This is a genomic window from Brevibacillus sp. HD3.3A (assembly GCF_013284375.2).
GTDB lineage: Bacteria > Bacillota > Bacilli > Brevibacillales > Brevibacillaceae > Brevibacillus > Brevibacillus parabrevis.
This window is the reverse complement of the sequence record NZ_CP085874.1, coordinates 2,427,043-2,442,030: the sequence shown is the minus strand read 5'-3', so window position 1 is coordinate 2,442,030 and position 14,988 is coordinate 2,427,043. Positions and strand designations below refer to the sequence as shown.

20 protein-coding genes are annotated in these 14,988 nt (G+C 52.6%); 6 read left to right on the top strand and 14 right to left on the bottom strand.

Annotated features, from left to right (window positions below):
• Positions 1-8: 8 nt before the first annotated feature.
• The 6 genes from spoIIIAD to HP435_RS11990 all read right to left on the bottom strand — a co-directional run bounded on the left by spoIIIAD (position 9) and on the right by HP435_RS11990 (position 3,089).
• On the bottom strand, positions 9-398 hold the full coding sequence (gene spoIIIAD / locus HP435_RS12015) for a stage III sporulation protein AD (protein WP_063226823.1): 390 nt from the start codon (positions 396-398) through the stop codon (positions 9-11).
• 14 nt (positions 399-412) lie between these two features.
• On the bottom strand, positions 413-616 hold the full coding sequence (gene spoIIIAC / locus HP435_RS12010; protein ID WP_005827263.1) for a stage III sporulation protein AC: 204 nt from the start codon (positions 614-616) through the stop codon (positions 413-415).
• Positions 617-632: 16 nt separating this feature from the next.
• A complete protein-coding gene (gene spoIIIAB, locus HP435_RS12005; protein WP_122965832.1) occupies positions 633-1,151 on the bottom strand; it encodes a stage III sporulation protein SpoIIIAB in 519 nt (172 codons plus the stop codon).
• On the bottom strand, positions 1,139-2,101 hold the full coding sequence (spoIIIAA, locus tag HP435_RS12000) for a stage III sporulation protein AA (protein ID WP_122965831.1): 963 nt from the start codon (positions 2,099-2,101) through the stop codon (positions 1,139-1,141). Before spoIIIAA ends, spoIIIAB begins: the two co-directional genes overlap by 13 nt.
• A 163-nt stretch (positions 2,102-2,264) precedes the next feature.
• Positions 2,265-2,750, bottom strand: coding sequence for a CD1247 N-terminal domain-containing protein (locus tag HP435_RS11995; RefSeq protein ID WP_122965830.1), 486 nt, complete (start codon positions 2,748-2,750; stop codon positions 2,265-2,267).
• A gap of 75 nt (positions 2,751-2,825) precedes the next feature.
• Positions 2,826-3,089 carry a YqhV family protein gene (locus HP435_RS11990; protein ID WP_122965829.1) on the bottom strand — a complete coding sequence of 88 codons (264 nt, stop codon included), beginning with the start codon at positions 3,087-3,089 and terminating at the stop codon, positions 2,826-2,828.
• A 149-nt stretch (positions 3,090-3,238) separates the two neighbouring features.
• Here HP435_RS11990 and HP435_RS11985 point away from each other — a divergent pair, with 149 nt between their 5' ends.
• From HP435_RS11985 to HP435_RS11975, 3 genes are read left to right on the top strand one after another with little or no spacing between them, the layout of a single operon-like run.
• On the top strand, positions 3,239-4,060 hold the full coding sequence (locus HP435_RS11985) for a phosphosulfolactate synthase (protein ID WP_122965828.1): 822 nt from the start codon (positions 3,239-3,241) through the stop codon (positions 4,058-4,060).
• The gene (locus HP435_RS11980) at positions 4,051-4,767 is read left to right on the top strand and encodes a 2-phosphosulfolactate phosphatase (RefSeq protein WP_122965827.1); all 717 of its coding nucleotides are present in this window, start codon (positions 4,051-4,053) and stop codon (positions 4,765-4,767) included. The genes HP435_RS11985 and HP435_RS11980 overlap by 10 nt, the downstream gene beginning before the upstream one ends.
• Before the next feature lie 39 nt (positions 4,768-4,806).
• A complete protein-coding gene (locus tag HP435_RS11975; RefSeq protein WP_063227107.1) occupies positions 4,807-5,277 on the top strand; it encodes a DUF441 domain-containing protein in 471 nt (156 codons plus the stop codon).
• Positions 5,278-5,426: 149 nt separating this feature from the next.
• Here the strand turns inward: HP435_RS11975 and efp are convergent, their stop codons facing one another.
• From efp to HP435_RS11955, 4 genes are all read right to left on the bottom strand, one after another.
• The gene (gene efp / locus HP435_RS11970; protein WP_122965826.1) at positions 5,427-5,984 is read right to left on the bottom strand and encodes an elongation factor P; all 558 of its coding nucleotides are present in this window, start codon (positions 5,982-5,984) and stop codon (positions 5,427-5,429) included.
• Positions 5,985-6,026: 42 nt separating this feature from the next.
• The gene (locus tag HP435_RS11965) at positions 6,027-7,097 is read right to left on the bottom strand and encodes a M24 family metallopeptidase (protein ID WP_122965825.1); all 1,071 of its coding nucleotides are present in this window, start codon (positions 7,095-7,097) and stop codon (positions 6,027-6,029) included.
• 33 nt (positions 7,098-7,130) lie between these two features.
• On the bottom strand, positions 7,131-7,571 hold the full coding sequence (gene aroQ, locus HP435_RS11960) for a type II 3-dehydroquinate dehydratase (RefSeq protein WP_122965824.1): 441 nt from the start codon (positions 7,569-7,571) through the stop codon (positions 7,131-7,133).
• Between the two features lie 150 nt (positions 7,572-7,721).
• On the bottom strand, positions 7,722-8,237 hold the full coding sequence (locus tag HP435_RS11955; RefSeq protein ID WP_122965823.1) for a YqhR family membrane protein: 516 nt from the start codon (positions 8,235-8,237) through the stop codon (positions 7,722-7,724).
• A gap of 134 nt (positions 8,238-8,371) precedes the next feature.
• Here HP435_RS11955 and HP435_RS11950 point away from each other — a divergent pair, with 134 nt between their 5' ends.
• Positions 8,372-9,307, top strand: a complete 936-nt coding sequence (locus tag HP435_RS11950) for a DUF1385 domain-containing protein (RefSeq protein WP_167470360.1) — start codon at positions 8,372-8,374, stop codon at positions 9,305-9,307.
• Positions 9,308-9,342: 35 nt separating this feature from the next.
• Complete coding sequence (locus HP435_RS11945; RefSeq protein ID WP_063226811.1) at positions 9,343-9,696, top strand: hypothetical protein; 354 nt, start codon at positions 9,343-9,345, stop codon at positions 9,694-9,696.
• 55 nt (positions 9,697-9,751) lie between these two features.
• Here the strand turns inward: HP435_RS11945 and HP435_RS11940 are convergent, their stop codons facing one another.
• The 3 genes from HP435_RS11940 to HP435_RS11930 all read right to left on the bottom strand — a co-directional run bounded on the left by HP435_RS11940 (position 9,752) and on the right by HP435_RS11930 (position 11,889).
• A complete protein-coding gene (locus tag HP435_RS11940) occupies positions 9,752-10,681 on the bottom strand; it encodes a patatin-like phospholipase family protein (RefSeq protein WP_173595762.1) in 930 nt (309 codons plus the stop codon).
• A 116-nt stretch (positions 10,682-10,797) separates the two neighbouring features.
• Positions 10,798-11,226, bottom strand: coding sequence for a transcriptional regulator MntR (mntR, locus tag HP435_RS11935; RefSeq protein WP_063226809.1), 429 nt, complete (start codon positions 11,224-11,226; stop codon positions 10,798-10,800).
• Positions 11,227-11,322: 96 nt separating this feature from the next.
• Positions 11,323-11,889, bottom strand: a complete 567-nt coding sequence (locus HP435_RS11930; protein WP_122965819.1) for an NADPH-dependent FMN reductase — start codon at positions 11,887-11,889, stop codon at positions 11,323-11,325.
• Positions 11,890-12,048: 159 nt separating this feature from the next.
• Here HP435_RS11930 and HP435_RS11925 point away from each other — a divergent pair, with 159 nt between their 5' ends.
• The gene (locus HP435_RS11925; RefSeq protein ID WP_173595761.1) at positions 12,049-13,059 is read left to right on the top strand and encodes a hypothetical protein; all 1,011 of its coding nucleotides are present in this window, start codon (positions 12,049-12,051) and stop codon (positions 13,057-13,059) included.
• Here the strand turns inward: HP435_RS11925 and HP435_RS11920 are convergent.
• Positions 13,050-14,732 (bottom strand): PAS domain-containing sensor histidine kinase, encoded by a 1,683-nt coding sequence (locus HP435_RS11920; protein ID WP_173599158.1) that lies wholly within the window; start codon positions 14,730-14,732, stop codon positions 13,050-13,052. The genes HP435_RS11925 and HP435_RS11920 overlap by 10 nt on opposite strands.
• Positions 14,733-14,988 lie beyond the last annotated feature (256 nt).

Sequence of the window (14,988 nt, the reverse complement as noted above, 5' to 3'; positions counted from 1 at the left end):
CTCCTCTCTCACGCCGGCAGCAAGTCGATCACTGTTTCGATAATGATTTGGATAATCGGTACCGCCATGACCAGAATCAGCACTTTTCCCGCCAGCTCGATCTTGGAGGCAATCGCCCCCTGTCCAGCGTCACGGGTCATTTGCGCCCCAAATTCGGCAATGTAGGCAATTCCGATGATTTTTAATATCGTTTCCAGAAACACCAGGTTCAGATCTGCCTGAACGGCCAGCTTTTCCAGAATGCGAATGACTTCGGCAATTTTGCCTACGAGAAAGTAAAAGATGATGACACCGCTCGCAATCGCCAACAAGAAAGCGAACATCGGCTTTTGCTCTTTGATCACCAAGGCAAGAATGGTAGCGACCAATCCGAGTCCAACGATTTGTACGATTTCCATCGAAAAGCCCCTCCTCAGTTGAACAGGAAGACGCGTTTCACCTCAGAGAACAGGTCGCCGAGGTAGTGGGACACCATGTACAGGACGATGATGAATCCGACCAGTGTCGCCCAGTGCGCAATATCTTCCTTTCCCGCCTGTTTGAGGACCGTGTGCAAGATCGCTGTGATGAACCCTACCGCTCCGATCTGGAAAACAGGTGTCAAATCAAAATCCACTGTGAACACCTCGCCTTTAGAACATCAGGATGACGACCAGAAGACCACCCAGAAAACCGAGACTTTTGTACATGCGCTCGTATTTTGCCTGCTCGGCGCGCGCTTCTTCCTCAAGCCCCCTAAGATGGGTAACTGCCAGGCGCAAATGCTTCTGCTGGTCTTCCCGGTCGGATGATCCGAGAACCTGCCCCAGACTCGCCAGCACTTCTCGCTCTTGTCTGCGCAATGCGGTTTGTGCCCAGTACTTCCCCATTGCCTGCTGCAAGGAATCTTCTGCCGATGGCGCCTTTTCGCTGACTAGAAGCTCTGCTGCGTAAAGAAACAGCCTGCCCACTTCCTCGGAAACCCGGCGACCGACTTTGACAAAAGCGCGATGCAGCGGCGTCATGCCGTATACGATCTCGGTCTCCAGCATTTGCAGGGCGACCAAAAGCGCGCGAAGCTGCACGGGACGATAGGCGTAATACCTGCCGATCTGCCAGCCGACCATGGAGGCCGAGAACAGGATGAGCACCGCGCCAATCAGCTTGACCATGCAACCTTCTCCTTTTCCAGCGGCTTCATGCTTCGGTCGTAGATCGCCTGGATCGTGCCTACGCCTTTCGTTCGGCTGAGGACGATATAGCGGGAAAACACGCCGTGCCGGACGAGGTTGCCGAGCATCGGGCGACGAGCGACTTCATTGAGATCAGCGCCATGAGCCGAGCAGATGACTGCGACTCCTGCGTGAATCGCTTCCCATACGGCATCCCCGTCCTCCGCACGCCCCACCTCGTCCACAATCAGCACATCAGGAGACATGGAGCGGATCAGCATCATCATTCCTGCTGCTTTCGGGCATGCATCCAGTACATCTGTGCGCGGGCCGACGTCTCTTTGCGGCACGCCCTCCAGGCAGCCTGCCAGCTCGGAACGCTCGTCCACGATCCCGACTTTGCGACTGGAAGACCACTCGCTGCCGTAGCTGAGGGAGCGGGCCATGTCGCGCAAAAGAGTCGTTTTCCCGCATTGCGGCGGAGAAATCACCAGTGTGCTCAGTACGTTGCCGCCTTCAAACAAGTAGGGCATCACTTTTTGCGCCGCCCCTTTTTTCTCCCGGGCGATCCGGATGTTGAAGCTGGTAATGTCCCGGATGCCTTTGACATCGCCTTTTTCCAGCACCACTTTGCCCGCGATGCCGATGCGATGACCGCCCATCACCGTAATGTAGCCTCGCTTCAGCTCCTCCTCCAGCGCGTACAAAGAATGCTGGCTTACCTGACTCAGCAGCTTGACTGCCTGATCTGCGGAAAAAATCCAGCCTTTACTCGCAGTGGAGGTAAGCTGACCTGCTTGCGTCACGTAGCTGGATTGCTGACCGAATCGTACTTCCAGCGGCTGATTTTGCCGAAGCCGTATCTCTTCCAGATGCTCTTTGACCGCGGAGGGAAGAGCAGTCAAAATCGCGCGAATGGCTTCTGGCAAAATCGCCATGATCTCTCTCACATCTGGTACCCTCCTTTTTGTGGCTGACTCTCGTTTGTCCACATTGACTTACCTCCATCCTATGCGCGGCTGGACGAGGTTTATGCTAAAAAGTAGCCGGAGATAGAAAAAGCTTGCCCCTGCGCTTTCGTGGCGCGCTGGGACAAGCTGTGAGCCTGCTCTATTACGTCGGATTGACCGGCTGATAGTCACGCTGGGCCGAAGCCGACTCGATGACGTAATGACTGTAGCCGTCGTCATCGGTACCTTCTCGCAAGTGAATCTCTTTCTGGCAGTGCGGGCAGGAAAAATCGTAGCCCGTCGCCAAGTGCGTATCGTCATCCGACTCGTACAACGCAGCATCTTCATCGTCGTCGAGATCATAGTAGGTGGCGTAGTCGACATCGTCGTCATCCTCTATCGTTTCGTACAACGCCTCGTCATCCTCGAAAAGATAGAGTTCCACGTCTTCGAGGTCTTCGTCCAGCGCTTCTACATAATCCTCCGCCTCTTCCACGCGGGCGTGCAGCTCGCGAAACTGGGCGTACACCTCGTCCATGATCTCGATCATTTCAGTCATAATTTTGCCTTCTGCACTCTTTTCGCCCACATCCAGGCCATCTGCCAGCCCGCGCAAATAGGCGATTCGGTTCGCCATCGTTTCAAGCATGCCAATCCCTCCCATTCGTCTCTTGCACTAGCATTCCCAGATGAGGCGCTCATTACCAATGGAAGGAATTGGACATCACTTGCGCACTCCGATCAAAATGCAGGAGATACCGAGCAAAATCCAGGCGATTTTCGCAAAGCTGACCCGATCAGACATGCCGAGCAGGCCGATCGTCGTCGTGGTAATCAAAATCACAGGCCCTACGATCGCCAAGCCCGAATTTATGAGCAGTGCCTTTTCCACCTGATTGACCTTCAAAATGAGCAAGGCAGCCACAATCTCGATGCTGCCTGACAAGATCCGCAGCGCAGCCATCCCCATAATCGCTTTTTCCCACATACCGTCTCGTCCTCCCCTCCGTTCACTCTATGCCTGTACCCGTTCGTTTCAGCACTCGTGTGGGCAATCGCCTACTGCCTTTCTTCTTCACTCCTCCTCCACGGTGGGCATACACTGAACCATACGCCTAGAAGAAATGAGGAACTTGCATGGTAGACTGTGAGCATCCGTTTATGCCCGCGAGCTGGGCGAATCCGTTCGGGCACAAGCGAGCGAAGCCCCGCCAAAAGGGGTTGACCATGGTAATTGACAAAGGGCTGGGGCTGACCGCTTACTGCGATCTGCTGGAACTGGCTTCTCCTTATATCGATATATACAAACTCGGCTTTGGCACAACGGCCCTGTATCCGCCGAACGTGTTGCAGCAAAAGCTTTCCAGGGCAACCGCCTTGGGCTTGCACATCATGCCAGGCGGAACTTTTTTTGAGATTGCCATTCAGCAGAGCACGATCAAGGCGTACATGCAACAAATCCGTTCGCTCGGATTTTCAGCGGTTGAGATTTCAGACGGGACGTTCCCGCTATCGTTTGAGCAGCGCAGAGAAGCGATTGAACGGGCCGTAGACGCAGGACTTGTCGTGTATACGGAGGTAGGAAAAAAGTCGGCAGGCTATCGCGCCGAGCGCAACGAGCTTTTGGAGACACTCGCCTTTGACTTGCAGGCAGGCGCCAGCCACGTCATCGTCGAAGCACGCGAAAGCGGAACGGTCGGCGTCTTTGACGGAAACGGCAAGATCGAACAGTCATTCATTCTGGATGTCGTCCGTGCCGCCAAAGCAAACGCGGAGCGGCTCGTTTGGGAAGCGCCGCAAAAAGACCAGCAAGTGTGCCTGATTCAGTCTCTCGGTGTCGATGTCAATCTCGGCAACATCGCCTGCACGGACGTCTTGTCGGTCGAGACGCTCCGCCGCGGACTTCGCGGAGACACCGCCCTGATGCTTGCGGAAGGGAGGTCTGCTCCGTGCGAATAGAGGTCGTGCCCACGGTCGAGGAAATTCGCTTTGACCAAATCAGCAATCATGTTGTGATTGTGATCGATGTTTTGCGCGCATCCAGTACGATTGTCACCGCGCTGGGCAACGGCTTTGTCTGCGTCGTTCCCGTTGAAACGATCGGGCAAGCGAACTCGCTCAGAGCCGCTGACTGCATCCTGGCTGGCGAGCGACATTGCCGCAAAATACCCGACTTTGATTGCAACAACTCCCCGACGGAAATCTCCGCGGCCAAAAATCCGGGCAAACGACTGATCCTCACGACGACGAACGGCACTCGCGCCATTCAGAAGGCGGAGCGAGCCTCCGCGCTGCTCGTCGGCTGCTTTTTGAACGCGACGGCCTGCATTCGCCACGCGCTCACGTATCATCTCGATGTGACACTTTACTGCGCAGGGACGCGTTCTGAATTTGCCCTGGAAGATGGACTCGCGGCAGGGCTGATGATCGTCCAGGCGCAAAAAGCTTTGGCCCACCTGCAGATTTGCGATCTCGGCGAAGCGTTGAAAGCAAGCTATTTATACTATGCAGATAAGCTTGGCGAACAAATGCTGCAAACTACCACGGGCAAGCGCCTCGTTTCGCACCATTTTGCCGACGACTTGCGTTTTTGCGCACAGGTTGACCGCTACACGCTCGTGCCCTACGTCAAGGACAAACGCATACTCCCACACCTTGTCTCATAGAGTGAAAGGAGAACAGGGACAGGGGTTTTGATGCCAATGATGATGTCTGGAGAAGTGATGCTCGTCATCCTGATCGTCATAGGACTGATTGGCCGTTCACCGATAATCGCGACGGCGGCCAGCATTCTTTTGGTGCTGAAGCTGACGGCCTTGGAACGCTTTTTCCCCACGGTCGAACGCCGAGGTCTGGAGCTTGGCCTGCTTTTTTTGACGATATCCGTACTGGTGCCGTTTGCCAGTGAGAAAATATCGTGGAAAGACGTCACGCCGCTGTTCACTACGGTCGTGGGCCTTACAGCGCTGGCTGGCGGCGCGATTGCGACGTGGATGAACGGCAAGGGACTGGATTTGCTCCGGGCTGAGCCGCATATGATCGTCGGACTGGTGATCGGGTCGATCATTGGTATTGTGTTTTTCCGCGGCATCCCCGTCGGCCCGCTGATGGCTGCCGGGATTACTGCCTTTGTGTTAAAGCTGTGGGAGTGGTTCGGAGGGCGCTGGCCCCACTGAGCAGCAAGGCCAAAAAACAGCAGATCGCTGAAATCCCCTTTTCGCTTTCGGAAAAGCGGGATTTTTTTTGTGGCAACGCCGAGACTCATGCGCAACTAAAAAAAGCTGCACCCGGGAGGGCACAGCTTTTTCCATGACGATCTTGCAAGTTACGCGCGGGAAACGTAAGCTTCCGAACGCGTATCGATGATCAAACGCTCGCCTTCTTCTACGAAGAGAGGAACGTTTACCACGAAGCCAGTTTCCAGCGTTGCTTTTTTCGTAACGTTGGAAGCGGTATCGCCTTTAACGCCTGGCTCACATTCAGTAACAACCAGCTCAACTGTGTTTGGCAGTTGGATTCCGATTGTTTCACCGTTGTACTGCATGATTTGCACGTTCATGTTTTCCTTCAAGAAACGCAGCTCGCGCTCGATTTGTTTGCGAGTGAACGTCAATTGCTCATACGTTTCGGTGTTCATGAAAGTGTAATCGTCACCGCTCGCATACAGATACTGCATGGTGCTGGATTCGATGCGGGCAGGGTTTACTTTTTCGCCGCCGCGGAAAGTCATTTCTGTCGTGTTGCCATTGCGCAGGTTGCGCAGTTTGGAGCGTACGAAAGCCGCACCTTTTCCTGGTTTTACGTGTTGGAACTCAAGCACGGTGTAAATGTTGCCGTCCACTTCGATCGTCAAACCGGTCCGAAAGTCGTTTACAGAGATCATCGTTGTCCTCCCAAATCAATCAATAACGTAGATTAGTATAAATTACACGGGCAAAATGAGCAACTCTTTCGTAGACTTGTTGAGGTTCTCATGCCCATCCGCCGTGATCAGAACGTCGTCCTCGATTCGCACTCCGCCGAGTCCAGTCACATAAATACCCGGTTCCATCGTGACAAGCATGCCTGGCTCCAGAACGAAGGTGCTCACGGTAGACAAGCCCGGCAGTTCGTGCACCTCGATGCCCAGACCGTGACCCGCGCTGTGTCCGTAGGCATCGCCATAGCCAGCCGCTGCAATCAGGTCACGCGTAGCGGCGTCTGCCGCCTTTGCTGTCACTCCCGGTTTCAGGGCTTCCAGTCCGGCCAGTTGTGCGCGCAAGACGATATCGTAAATCTCTTTCATTTTGGCGCTAGGTTCGCCGACAGCAAGCGTGCGGGTAATGTCGGAGTTGTAGCCTTTGTACGCTGCGCCGAAGTCGAGCGTAACCATTTCTCCGGCCTCGATCACTTTTTCCGAAGCTCGTCCATGCGGCAATGCTCCGCGCACGCCGGATGCAACGATCATGTCGAACGCAGACCCTGTCGCCCCTTGTTTGCGCATGAAATATTCCAATTCCAAAGCAACGTCTACTTCGCGTACGCCAGGACGGATATATCCTTGAATATGCGCAAAAGCCGCCTCCGCAATTCCCACTGCTTCACGGATGATGACCATTTCCGACTCTTCTTTGAACATGCGAATTTTTTCCAGCAGTCCGCTCGTTGGAACCAGCTCTACCCCGGCAAAGCCTTTGCTCCACTCCTGATATGTACCAAAGGAAACGCTGCTTTCAAAAGCGAGACGCTTGATGCCTTTTTCCTGTAGCAGCTTGCCAATCGCTTCGACCGCTTTTCGCTCGTTGTTGACGACAGTGAAATCAGGTGCCTGCTCCTCTGCCTGTTCGACATAGCGGAAATCCGTAACCAAAAAGGCTTCGGTTTCCGTGACGATCACCCAGCCGGTGGAGCCAGTGAAACCGCTCAGATAAAAGCGATTTTCCGATTTTTCCGTGATGAAAGCATTCGCCCCTACTTGGGAGAGCGCTTCACGCAATTTGTCCAAACGTTGTTTCATGACAACCAGTTCCCCTTTCGCTTTGCCAAACCGTTATTTGTTCTCGATTTTGCGGACGAGCGCCCGCAGCGCCCATTCGTATCCGTCCATGCCCAAACCGACTACTTGCCCAATCGTAACGGGTGCAATCACGGAATGGTGACGAAATTCCTCGCGCGTATGAATGTTGGAAATATGTATTTCAATGGTCGGGATTGCCACGCCTGCCAGAGCATCGCGGATCGCATAGCTGTAGTGCGTGAAAGCGCCGGGATTGATCAAAATGCCGTCGTGTACGCCTCTCGCCTGATGAATCGCGTCGATCAGAGCGCCCTCGTGATTGGACTGGAAATGTTCAAGCTTGCCCCCCAGCTCATCCATGACAGAAGTCAGCTTCGCGACGAGATCTTCCAGCGTTTCCCTTCCGTATACGTCAGGCTCCCTCGTTCCCAGCAAGTTGAGATTGGGGCCATTCAAAAGCAAAACGGAAGCCATTGTCTTCCCTCCCCGTCTGTTTTCGCAAAAAGTTTTTTTACTAATGAAACATTTTACCACAAGCCTCTCCTTGTACAACAGTAGGCGACAAAAATCGGCCAACATTTCGAATCTTGCAAACGGCAGATGCAGAGGGGACAACCCGGTCCCCTATCGCTCTTTGTCTTTGCCGCCCCACTGCTCTTCGTCGGATTGTTCCAGAACAAGCGTCATGCCAATGAACAATCCATAGGACAAGTACCAGGCTCCTTCTGTACTGAGCGTGCCTACTTCCCAATTCCCGATGCGAAAGAAGAATCCTGCAATCGCAAGCAAAATCGCACCGTAGAGCAGGCCGATCCACCATGCTCGCATCTGGCCGAACAAGAGGGAGAACAAAAAGCTTGCCAGGATCGTCTCCACGAACAGAACAATCGCTCCCAAGGAGTTGCCCATCAGGCTATTCTCCTCGTATCCGCTGAGCAAAGGCCGGGCAAAAGCACCCAGTCCGTACGGAGTCAAATTCAAAAAGTGGGCGAGCATGCGGATCACCCCCCACAAAATCGTGCCCCAAAAAGCAAGCTCGACGATTTTGCTGACGGAAGCCGCCTTTCGCTCCGCCGTTCCCCGCTCTCTCGGCTTGCCCAACAGCTCTTTGTTTCTTCGCGTGGCTTTGCCTGCTACCATACCTATCACCTCACAGATAGTATGTGCTGTTCCCATGTTTTTCACTAACTGTTTACATTTCTTGGCACAGCATGAACTCCTTGTAGCTTCAAGGCTCGCTTTCCGTTAAAATGGAGGGTAAGGAAGGTGATAGTGTGGCTCAACAAAACGTACCCAGCTACGGCGGTCAGGCCGTCATCGAAGGTGTTATGTTCGGCGGCAAATCGATGACTGTAACAGCTGTTCGCAAAAAAAATCATGAAATTGAGTATTTTGAAGCACCGCGTACGGAATATAAATGGATTACCCCACTGAAAAAAATTCCGTTCATTCGCGGGCTGGTCGGCCTGATCGAAGCCAGCGCCAACGGGGCCAAACATCTGAACTTCGCCTCGGAGCGGTTCAACATGGAATCCGGCGAAGAAGTCAGTGAAGGTCCTTCCAAGCTGACGATGATTCTGGGGGTCGCCCTGGTCGGTGTACTCTCTTTCTTGTTCGGTAAATTTGTGTTTACCCTCGTTCCCGTATTTCTCGCCGATTTTCTCCTGGGAAAATGGGTGCCGGATGGGGTGCCCCAAACTTTGGCGGAAGGCGGCTTCAAAATCATTTTGCTGCTCGGCTACATCACAGCCATCGCGAAGGCTCCCCTGATCAAAAGGCTCTTTCAATATCACGGAGCGGAGCATAAAGTGATTAACGCCTTCGAAGCCGGGGTAGAATTAACAGTAGCCAATGTGCAAAAATTTTCCACCTTGCATTATCGTTGCGGTAGCAGTTTTCTCATTTTCACCGTGTTTGTCGGCGTTGTGATCTACTCCCTGTTCAGCTACGACTCCTTGACCGAGCGTGTTGTGCAGCGGATCGTCCTGTTGCCGCTGGTCATCGGGGTCTCCTATGAAGTCTTGCAATGGACAAACAAGCTCCGTGATACTCCTGTGTTACGCTACCTTGGCTATCCAGGTCTCTGGCTGCAAAAAATCACAACGCGTGAACCGGATGACAGCCAGGTCGAAGTAGCCATCGCTTCTTTCCAGAAGATGCGGGAGCTGGACCTTCAGCATGTTCAAGGGAAAATGGCTACGACCGGATAACGTGAGGCATTCTTATTCCCATTGAGGTGAGGCCTATGTTACGTCGCATACCACCCGTGATTTTGATTATTGTGCTGCTCGCCATTTACGGATTTTTATTGACGCTCATCAGTGATCCGATCAATACGCTGATCATCCTGGGATTGTCTGTGGCGCTGTTTTTGATCGTACGCAACTATTTGCGCACGGGCTCCTTTTTTTCGAAAAGTCCTGGACCTGGCAAGCCAAAGCAACAAAAGGTGAAACCAAAACCTCCGGTGATGCGACAAGCGCACAAAAAGCAACCGACGGCCTCCAGAAAAGATCACCCGTTCCGCGTGATCGATGGCAACAAAGGCAAAACAAAAGAAAAGCAGAACGAGAACTCGCCAAACAATATGTCCCATTAAAAGAAAAACAGGTCGCCGTTGCTGGCAACCTGTTTTTTCGTTTTGCTCCTCTTCGCTACACCAGATGCTTGGGAGAGGAAATGCGGAATACTTTGACATATTCTTCGAAGTCCCAGCGCTGCAAAAACTGTTGGGCTGCGGCTTCCCCGGACGCGTACAGCTTCTCCCGCATTTCCTTGGAAAGCTGAAACTGTGTCGTCCGAACGCCGAGCGTATGAATGAAAACGGTCCGTACCGCCTGTGCTTTTTCGACGTAAAGCCTGTCATGGGCGTCGAGCATCGTGGCAAGCAAGCCGCGCGAAAACGAAAACAGCCCGGTAATTTTTTTCGTCTCCCGCTTGCTCTGATCGTCGGAAAGCCGAAAGCCGATGGTCGGCCATTGCGGTATCCCGGGGACGTCAAACAGCCAGATCGGATAATTGCTCAGCAAAGCTCCGTCGACAATATAGTGGGTGTCGTTGCCGCTTTTCAGTTGGGCAGGCTGAAAGAAAAAAGGAATCGAGGAAGACATGCGGACTGCTCTTGCCACAGAAAAGCTGTCCGGGTCAATCCCGTAGCGAGTAAGGTCGTCAGGCAGCACCGTCATTTTCCCCGAGGTCACGTCAGAAGCGACGATTTTCAGCCTGCCCGGAGCCAAATCGCCAAATGTACGCACATTTTTGCGCCTTAGCAAGTCTTCAATGAACAGCTCCATTCTGTCCGCGCGATAGACGCCTTCCCGCACGATCAGTTCGTGGATCGGCCCGATGAGCGGCAATCTGCCAATCCCCGCCCGATGCAAAAAGTGCAGATAGTCCAGCTCGTCAAAAATCGGCTTCAGCTCATGGCTCGTATACCCTGCACTGAGCAGAGCGGCTACGATCGAGCCTGCCGAAGTGCCCGCCAGCTTTTCCCACGTATAGCCGTTTTCCTCCATGACCCGCAAGGCTCCGATAAAAGCGATTCCCTTCACACCACCGCCTTCAAAAACCGCGTCCGCTTTCACCCTGTCGCCCCCCTTCACTAAAATATAAGGCGACAGCTTTTCCCATACGATTAAAAAACGTCATTTTCACCAAAAAAGAAAAGCACAAGCCATGTCAGCCTGCGCTCTTTGGATACCTATTCTTCTTTTTGCTCATCTTCCAACCGGATGCGCCGGAGATCCTCCATCCGGCTCGGTTCTTGTTGAAAATATTGAACAAGATATTCCAAACATGTAATCGATTCCCAGCTCAAATGATGTTCGATTCCCTCGACATCTTGATAAATATGTTCTTCGTCAACGCCGATGACCCGCATGAACTCTTCCAGCAGGCTGTGGCGATCCACCAAACGCTTCCCGATCTTTTTCCCTTTTGGCGTCAACACAAGGCCACGGTATTTTTCATAAACGAGATATTTGTCTTTGTCCAGCTTCTGAACCATTTTCGTGACCGAAGAGGGATGTACTTCCAACGCTTCAGCAATATCGGAGACACGAGCATAGCCCTTTTCTTCAATTAAGCTGTAAATACGTTCCAAATAGTCTTCCATACTCGGCGTCGGCATGTGAACCCCTCATTTCAAACCATATTTCTTCCGGCCAAAAAAGGCACGTAGAAATATAATACCTTTAAATGAGAACGATTAGCAAGAGAAACCTGTCTATTGTGGCTGTTTTTCTGTTTCGCGGTTCATCATTTGGACAAATTGCACCAGTTGCTGTCCGAGCGCTTCCATCCGGGCTTGCAACCGTTCATCTTTCAGTTTGCCCTCTGGCGTAAACGCATTGTAAGCGCTCGGAATGCTCGGACTTGCTGGCAACGGCCACGCATGCAAATTGCGCATGATCAACTGGAGCGTATTGACCGTGTTCGTCGCTCCCATGCTGCCCCCGGCAACACCGATGAGAGCCACTTGCTTATCGCGCAGATGGCGCCCTTCCAAAAAGTCGATCGCATTTTTCAATGCTCCGGTAATCGTGCCGTGGTATTCAGGCGAACCGATCACAAGTCCATCCGCCTCGGAAATTTTTTGTACGAAACGATGGACGATTTCCGGATAAGTCGTCGCGTCTTCCCGGTCGTCGTAAATCGGCAAGCTCCAGTCTGCCAGATGAATCATTTCAATATCAGCACCTGCAGCCTTCGCTGCATCGAGAACAATCGCTACCGCTTGCTTCGTTGTCGAGTTGTTGCTATTCATGCTTCCCGCTATTCCTACAATTTTCATCTTGGAGTCACCTCATGCAATCTGCTTAACTGGTTTATTTTTCATTATAATCCACATCGTCATACTTTGTAAATGAATAAGTCTGTTTAATATTCCCGGTTCTGAACAAGCCTCGCTTGGACATACACATGTAGCAAGTTGGGAATAAGGATGATGCCTATGGACAAAGTCGCTTGGCAAATCGCCATTCTGTTTGCAGGGTCCGCGCTGGGAGGACACTATCTGGGCGGTTATGAGTGGCTCCGTTTCTTTACCTATTTTGGCTCCTGGGGCACGGTCGGCATCGCCCTCGCAGGCATTGGAATCGGGTGGATCTGCCTCCAGCTGCTGAATTATTGCCATCGCCATCAAGTCGGTTCGCTCTATGAGCTGTACCTGTTCTTATTCGGAGAAGCTTTTGCTTCCAGCCTGTCGATGATTACCCATCTCTTTTTGCTGGCATACGTGGGTGTCATGCTCGGTCAGCAGTCGGCCCAGCTCATCCCAGGGCTGTCGTCTGTCTGGTTCGTCTTATTGTCTCTCATCGTGACGATCAGCTTCCTCTTCAAGCGCTGGCAATGGATTGTAACGGGGTCAGGCATTTGTTTAGGCGCAGGTCTGCTGTTTTTCGCCCTGCTTTTCCTCCGCCAACCCCATGTCCCTATCCCTGGCCTCGGCTACCAAATGAACGGAAGCTGGGTGATTCACGCCGTTTTTTTCCTCGCGCTGCATCTCTTGCTTGCGCTTGTCGTCTTGCTGCCCGTAGCGGGACGAACCGATCAGCCGAATGCCGTTCGTCTGGGCGTCGGCATCGGAACGGGGATCACCTTGTTATTTTTGCTGCTCGGTCAAGCGATTTTCCTGTCTCACTGGCATGATATTCATACTTCACTCTCGCCTGTGCAATTGATATCGTCCCGATTGCTGCCCGCTGGCAACTGGCTTTTCGCGATTTTGGCCCTGATTCAGGGTGGCGTGCTTTCCGCCTTGCTCCTGCACTCACTCGCCTTGCCTGTGACCCTGCGCCATCAGCTGCAAATGCCACCGCTTCTGTTCGTGATGCTGCTTTTGGTCGGGGTGTTCGCCCTGCTGCCGCTTTTTTTGCCCTGGAGCGTCTCTGTCGTGGCAAGCGGAGCTACTTACTGCGGCTTGTTTTTGATTGGCTGGTTTATTTGGAAACGTCAGACCTGATGGACGCTTGGCACACATACGGGAAGCAAAATGTTCACCGTCGTTCCCTTGCCCTTTTCGCTTTCGATCTGTAGACTTCCGCCGTGATCCTCCAAAATGCGCTGGCTGACCATCAGGCCGAGGCCCGTTCCGTTTTCTTTCGTCGTATAAAAAGGCTCTCCCAGGCGCGGGATTCGCTCCGGATCAATCCCGCAGCCGTTGTCCTGGATGCTGACCTGAATGTGCTCCTCACTGATCCGCCGACTCTGAACGTAGATCTCGCCGCCATCGGGGAGCGCTTCCATCGCATTTTTGCAAATGTTGAGCAGCACTTGCTTGATCTGGTTTTCTTCGCAAGCGATTGGCGGCATCGCTTTTTCAGTCGAAGCGTACATCTGGATATTTTTTAAGTTCGCCTGGCTTTCCAAAAGGGACAGGACGTTGTGGATCATCACCGACAAGTCTTTTTGCTGAAAGCTCACCGCTTGCGGCTTCGCCAACACCAGCAGCTCGCTGACAATCAGATTGATCCGGTCCAGCTCGGACAGCATGATTTGGCAGTAGTTGCGTTGCACGCCTGTTATGGAAGCATTCAACAGCTGAATGAACCCGCGCAGCGATGTCAACGGATTGCGAATTTCATGCGCGATTCCCGCCGCCAGTTGACCGATCGCAGACAGCTTGTCCGATTGGCGCAACAGCTCTTTCGTTTTCGTAATCTCGGACACATCACGCGAGACGATCAACATGCTGTCCACCACTCCATCGCTGTTGCTGATCGGCTTGAAGCGCGACTCGACGTTGACCCAGTGCCCCTGGCTATGCCGCAGCCGATAAATCCCGCTCGCCTCTTCTTCCTTTCGCCAGCTCAGCCGGAACAGATCGCTGACCTTTTTTTGGTCTTCCGGATGAATGATCTTGTCGATGACGGCTGGCCCCATCCCGATCATGTCCTCGCTGGAGTACCCCAAAAATGTCGTGTGCGCGTGAGAGACATACGCAACCGTCCCATCCCGCTTTACGAGGTATATCATTTCGGTCATGTTTTCGGTGATCAGACGGAAATGAGCCTGGCTGTCTTGCAGAGCCTGCTCCATCCGCTTTCGCTCTGTTATGTCACGGGAGCAACAAATGATCCCTTTGACCTTCCCTGCTTTGTCCAAAACAGGGCCGTATGACAGCGATACGTGCATCAGCGAGCCGCTTTGATGGACGCGAACCGTCTCGTAGCCGACGATGGACTTCCCGTTCAGCACTTCGCTGTGGCACCGCTCCATTTCTGCGATATGCTCCTGCGGCACGCAAGGAATGGCATTGCCTAGCAAATCAGACGCGCTGTAGCCGAATTGTTCGACTGACGCCTTGTTCACATGAATGAATTTCCCGTCCCGACCCACGATCGAAACAGCGTCTGGAGTTTGTTGCAGCAAGGCATCAAGCAGCTCCTTCGTCTCATCCAGCTCGATTCTCATTCGCGTGATTTCTTCCTGCTTCCGGCTATCCTTTTCCCTCATCTGGCTGTACATGCGATAGAACTGGAGTACAAGCATAAGCGCATACAGCAGGTTCAACAAGCAGAACGACCACACATTGATTTTATTGGGGTACAGGTAGAGCAAAAAGACACTGAGTGGAATCCAACCGATGATGAGAGTTAAGGAAAGGGCGAAATGACTTGAGCCTATTGGTATCATCACAACCTCCGCTGTTCTTTGCTGAATATTTGCTGTGTAGGATGGATCATCGTAACTAGCATGGATTGGATTGAATATAATTTTCAGAAATATGTAACTGCAACAATATACAATGGACGAAATTTTTTAGGATTCTTAAAAATTATAAACTTTTTTCCAATGGGTGGCTATGACTTGTTATTCCACATTTTTCGACAAATTCGCAAAATCCCCCGCTGATCGAAAAAAGTTTGCCGGGAGTTTTTGCGAGGGCGAT

What these genes read in the sequence shown, in the direction of transcription:
- efp (WP_122965826.1), bottom strand. Translation starts at nt 5,984, where the DNA reads ATGATCTCTGTAAACGACTTTCGGACCGGTTTGACGATCGAAGTGGAC.
- HP435_RS11945 (WP_063226811.1), top strand. Translation starts at nt 9,343, where the DNA reads ATGTTACGTCGCATACCACCCGTGATTTTGATTATTGTGCTGCTCGCC.
- HP435_RS11925 (WP_173595761.1), top strand. Translation starts at nt 12,049, where the DNA reads ATGGACAAAGTCGCTTGGCAAATCGCCATTCTGTTTGCAGGGTCCGCG.
- HP435_RS11975 (WP_063227107.1), top strand. Translation starts at nt 4,807, where the DNA reads ATGATGTCTGGAGAAGTGATGCTCGTCATCCTGATCGTCATAGGACTG.
- HP435_RS11930 (WP_122965819.1), bottom strand. Translation starts at nt 11,889, where the DNA reads ATGAAAATTGTAGGAATAGCGGGAAGCATGAATAGCAACAACTCGACA.
- spoIIIAD (WP_063226823.1), bottom strand. Translation starts at nt 398, where the DNA reads ATGGAAATCGTACAAATCGTTGGACTCGGATTGGTCGCTACCATTCTT.
- HP435_RS11985 (WP_122965828.1), top strand. Translation starts at nt 3,239, where the DNA reads ATGGTAGACTGTGAGCATCCGTTTATGCCCGCGAGCTGGGCGAATCCG.
- HP435_RS11955 (WP_122965823.1), bottom strand. Translation starts at nt 8,237, where the DNA reads ATGGTAGCAGGCAAAGCCACGCGAAGAAACAAAGAGCTGTTGGGCAAG.
- HP435_RS11965 (WP_122965825.1), bottom strand. Translation starts at nt 7,097, where the DNA reads ATGAAACAACGTTTGGACAAATTGCGTGAAGCGCTCTCCCAAGTAGGG.
- mntR (WP_063226809.1), bottom strand. Translation starts at nt 11,226, where the DNA reads ATGCCGACGCCGAGTATGGAAGACTATTTGGAACGTATTTACAGCTTA.
- HP435_RS11990 (WP_122965829.1), bottom strand. Translation starts at nt 3,089, where the DNA reads ATGTGGGAAAAAGCGATTATGGGGATGGCTGCGCTGCGGATCTTGTCA.
- spoIIIAB (WP_122965832.1), bottom strand. Translation starts at nt 1,151, where the DNA reads ATGGTCAAGCTGATTGGCGCGGTGCTCATCCTGTTCTCGGCCTCCATG.
- HP435_RS11920 (WP_173599158.1), bottom strand. Translation starts at nt 14,732, where the DNA reads ATGATACCAATAGGCTCAAGTCATTTCGCCCTTTCCTTAACTCTCATC.
- HP435_RS11995 (WP_122965830.1), bottom strand. Translation starts at nt 2,750, where the DNA reads ATGCTTGAAACGATGGCGAACCGAATCGCCTATTTGCGCGGGCTGGCA.
- aroQ (WP_122965824.1), bottom strand. Translation starts at nt 7,571, where the DNA reads ATGGCTTCCGTTTTGCTTTTGAATGGCCCCAATCTCAACTTGCTGGGA.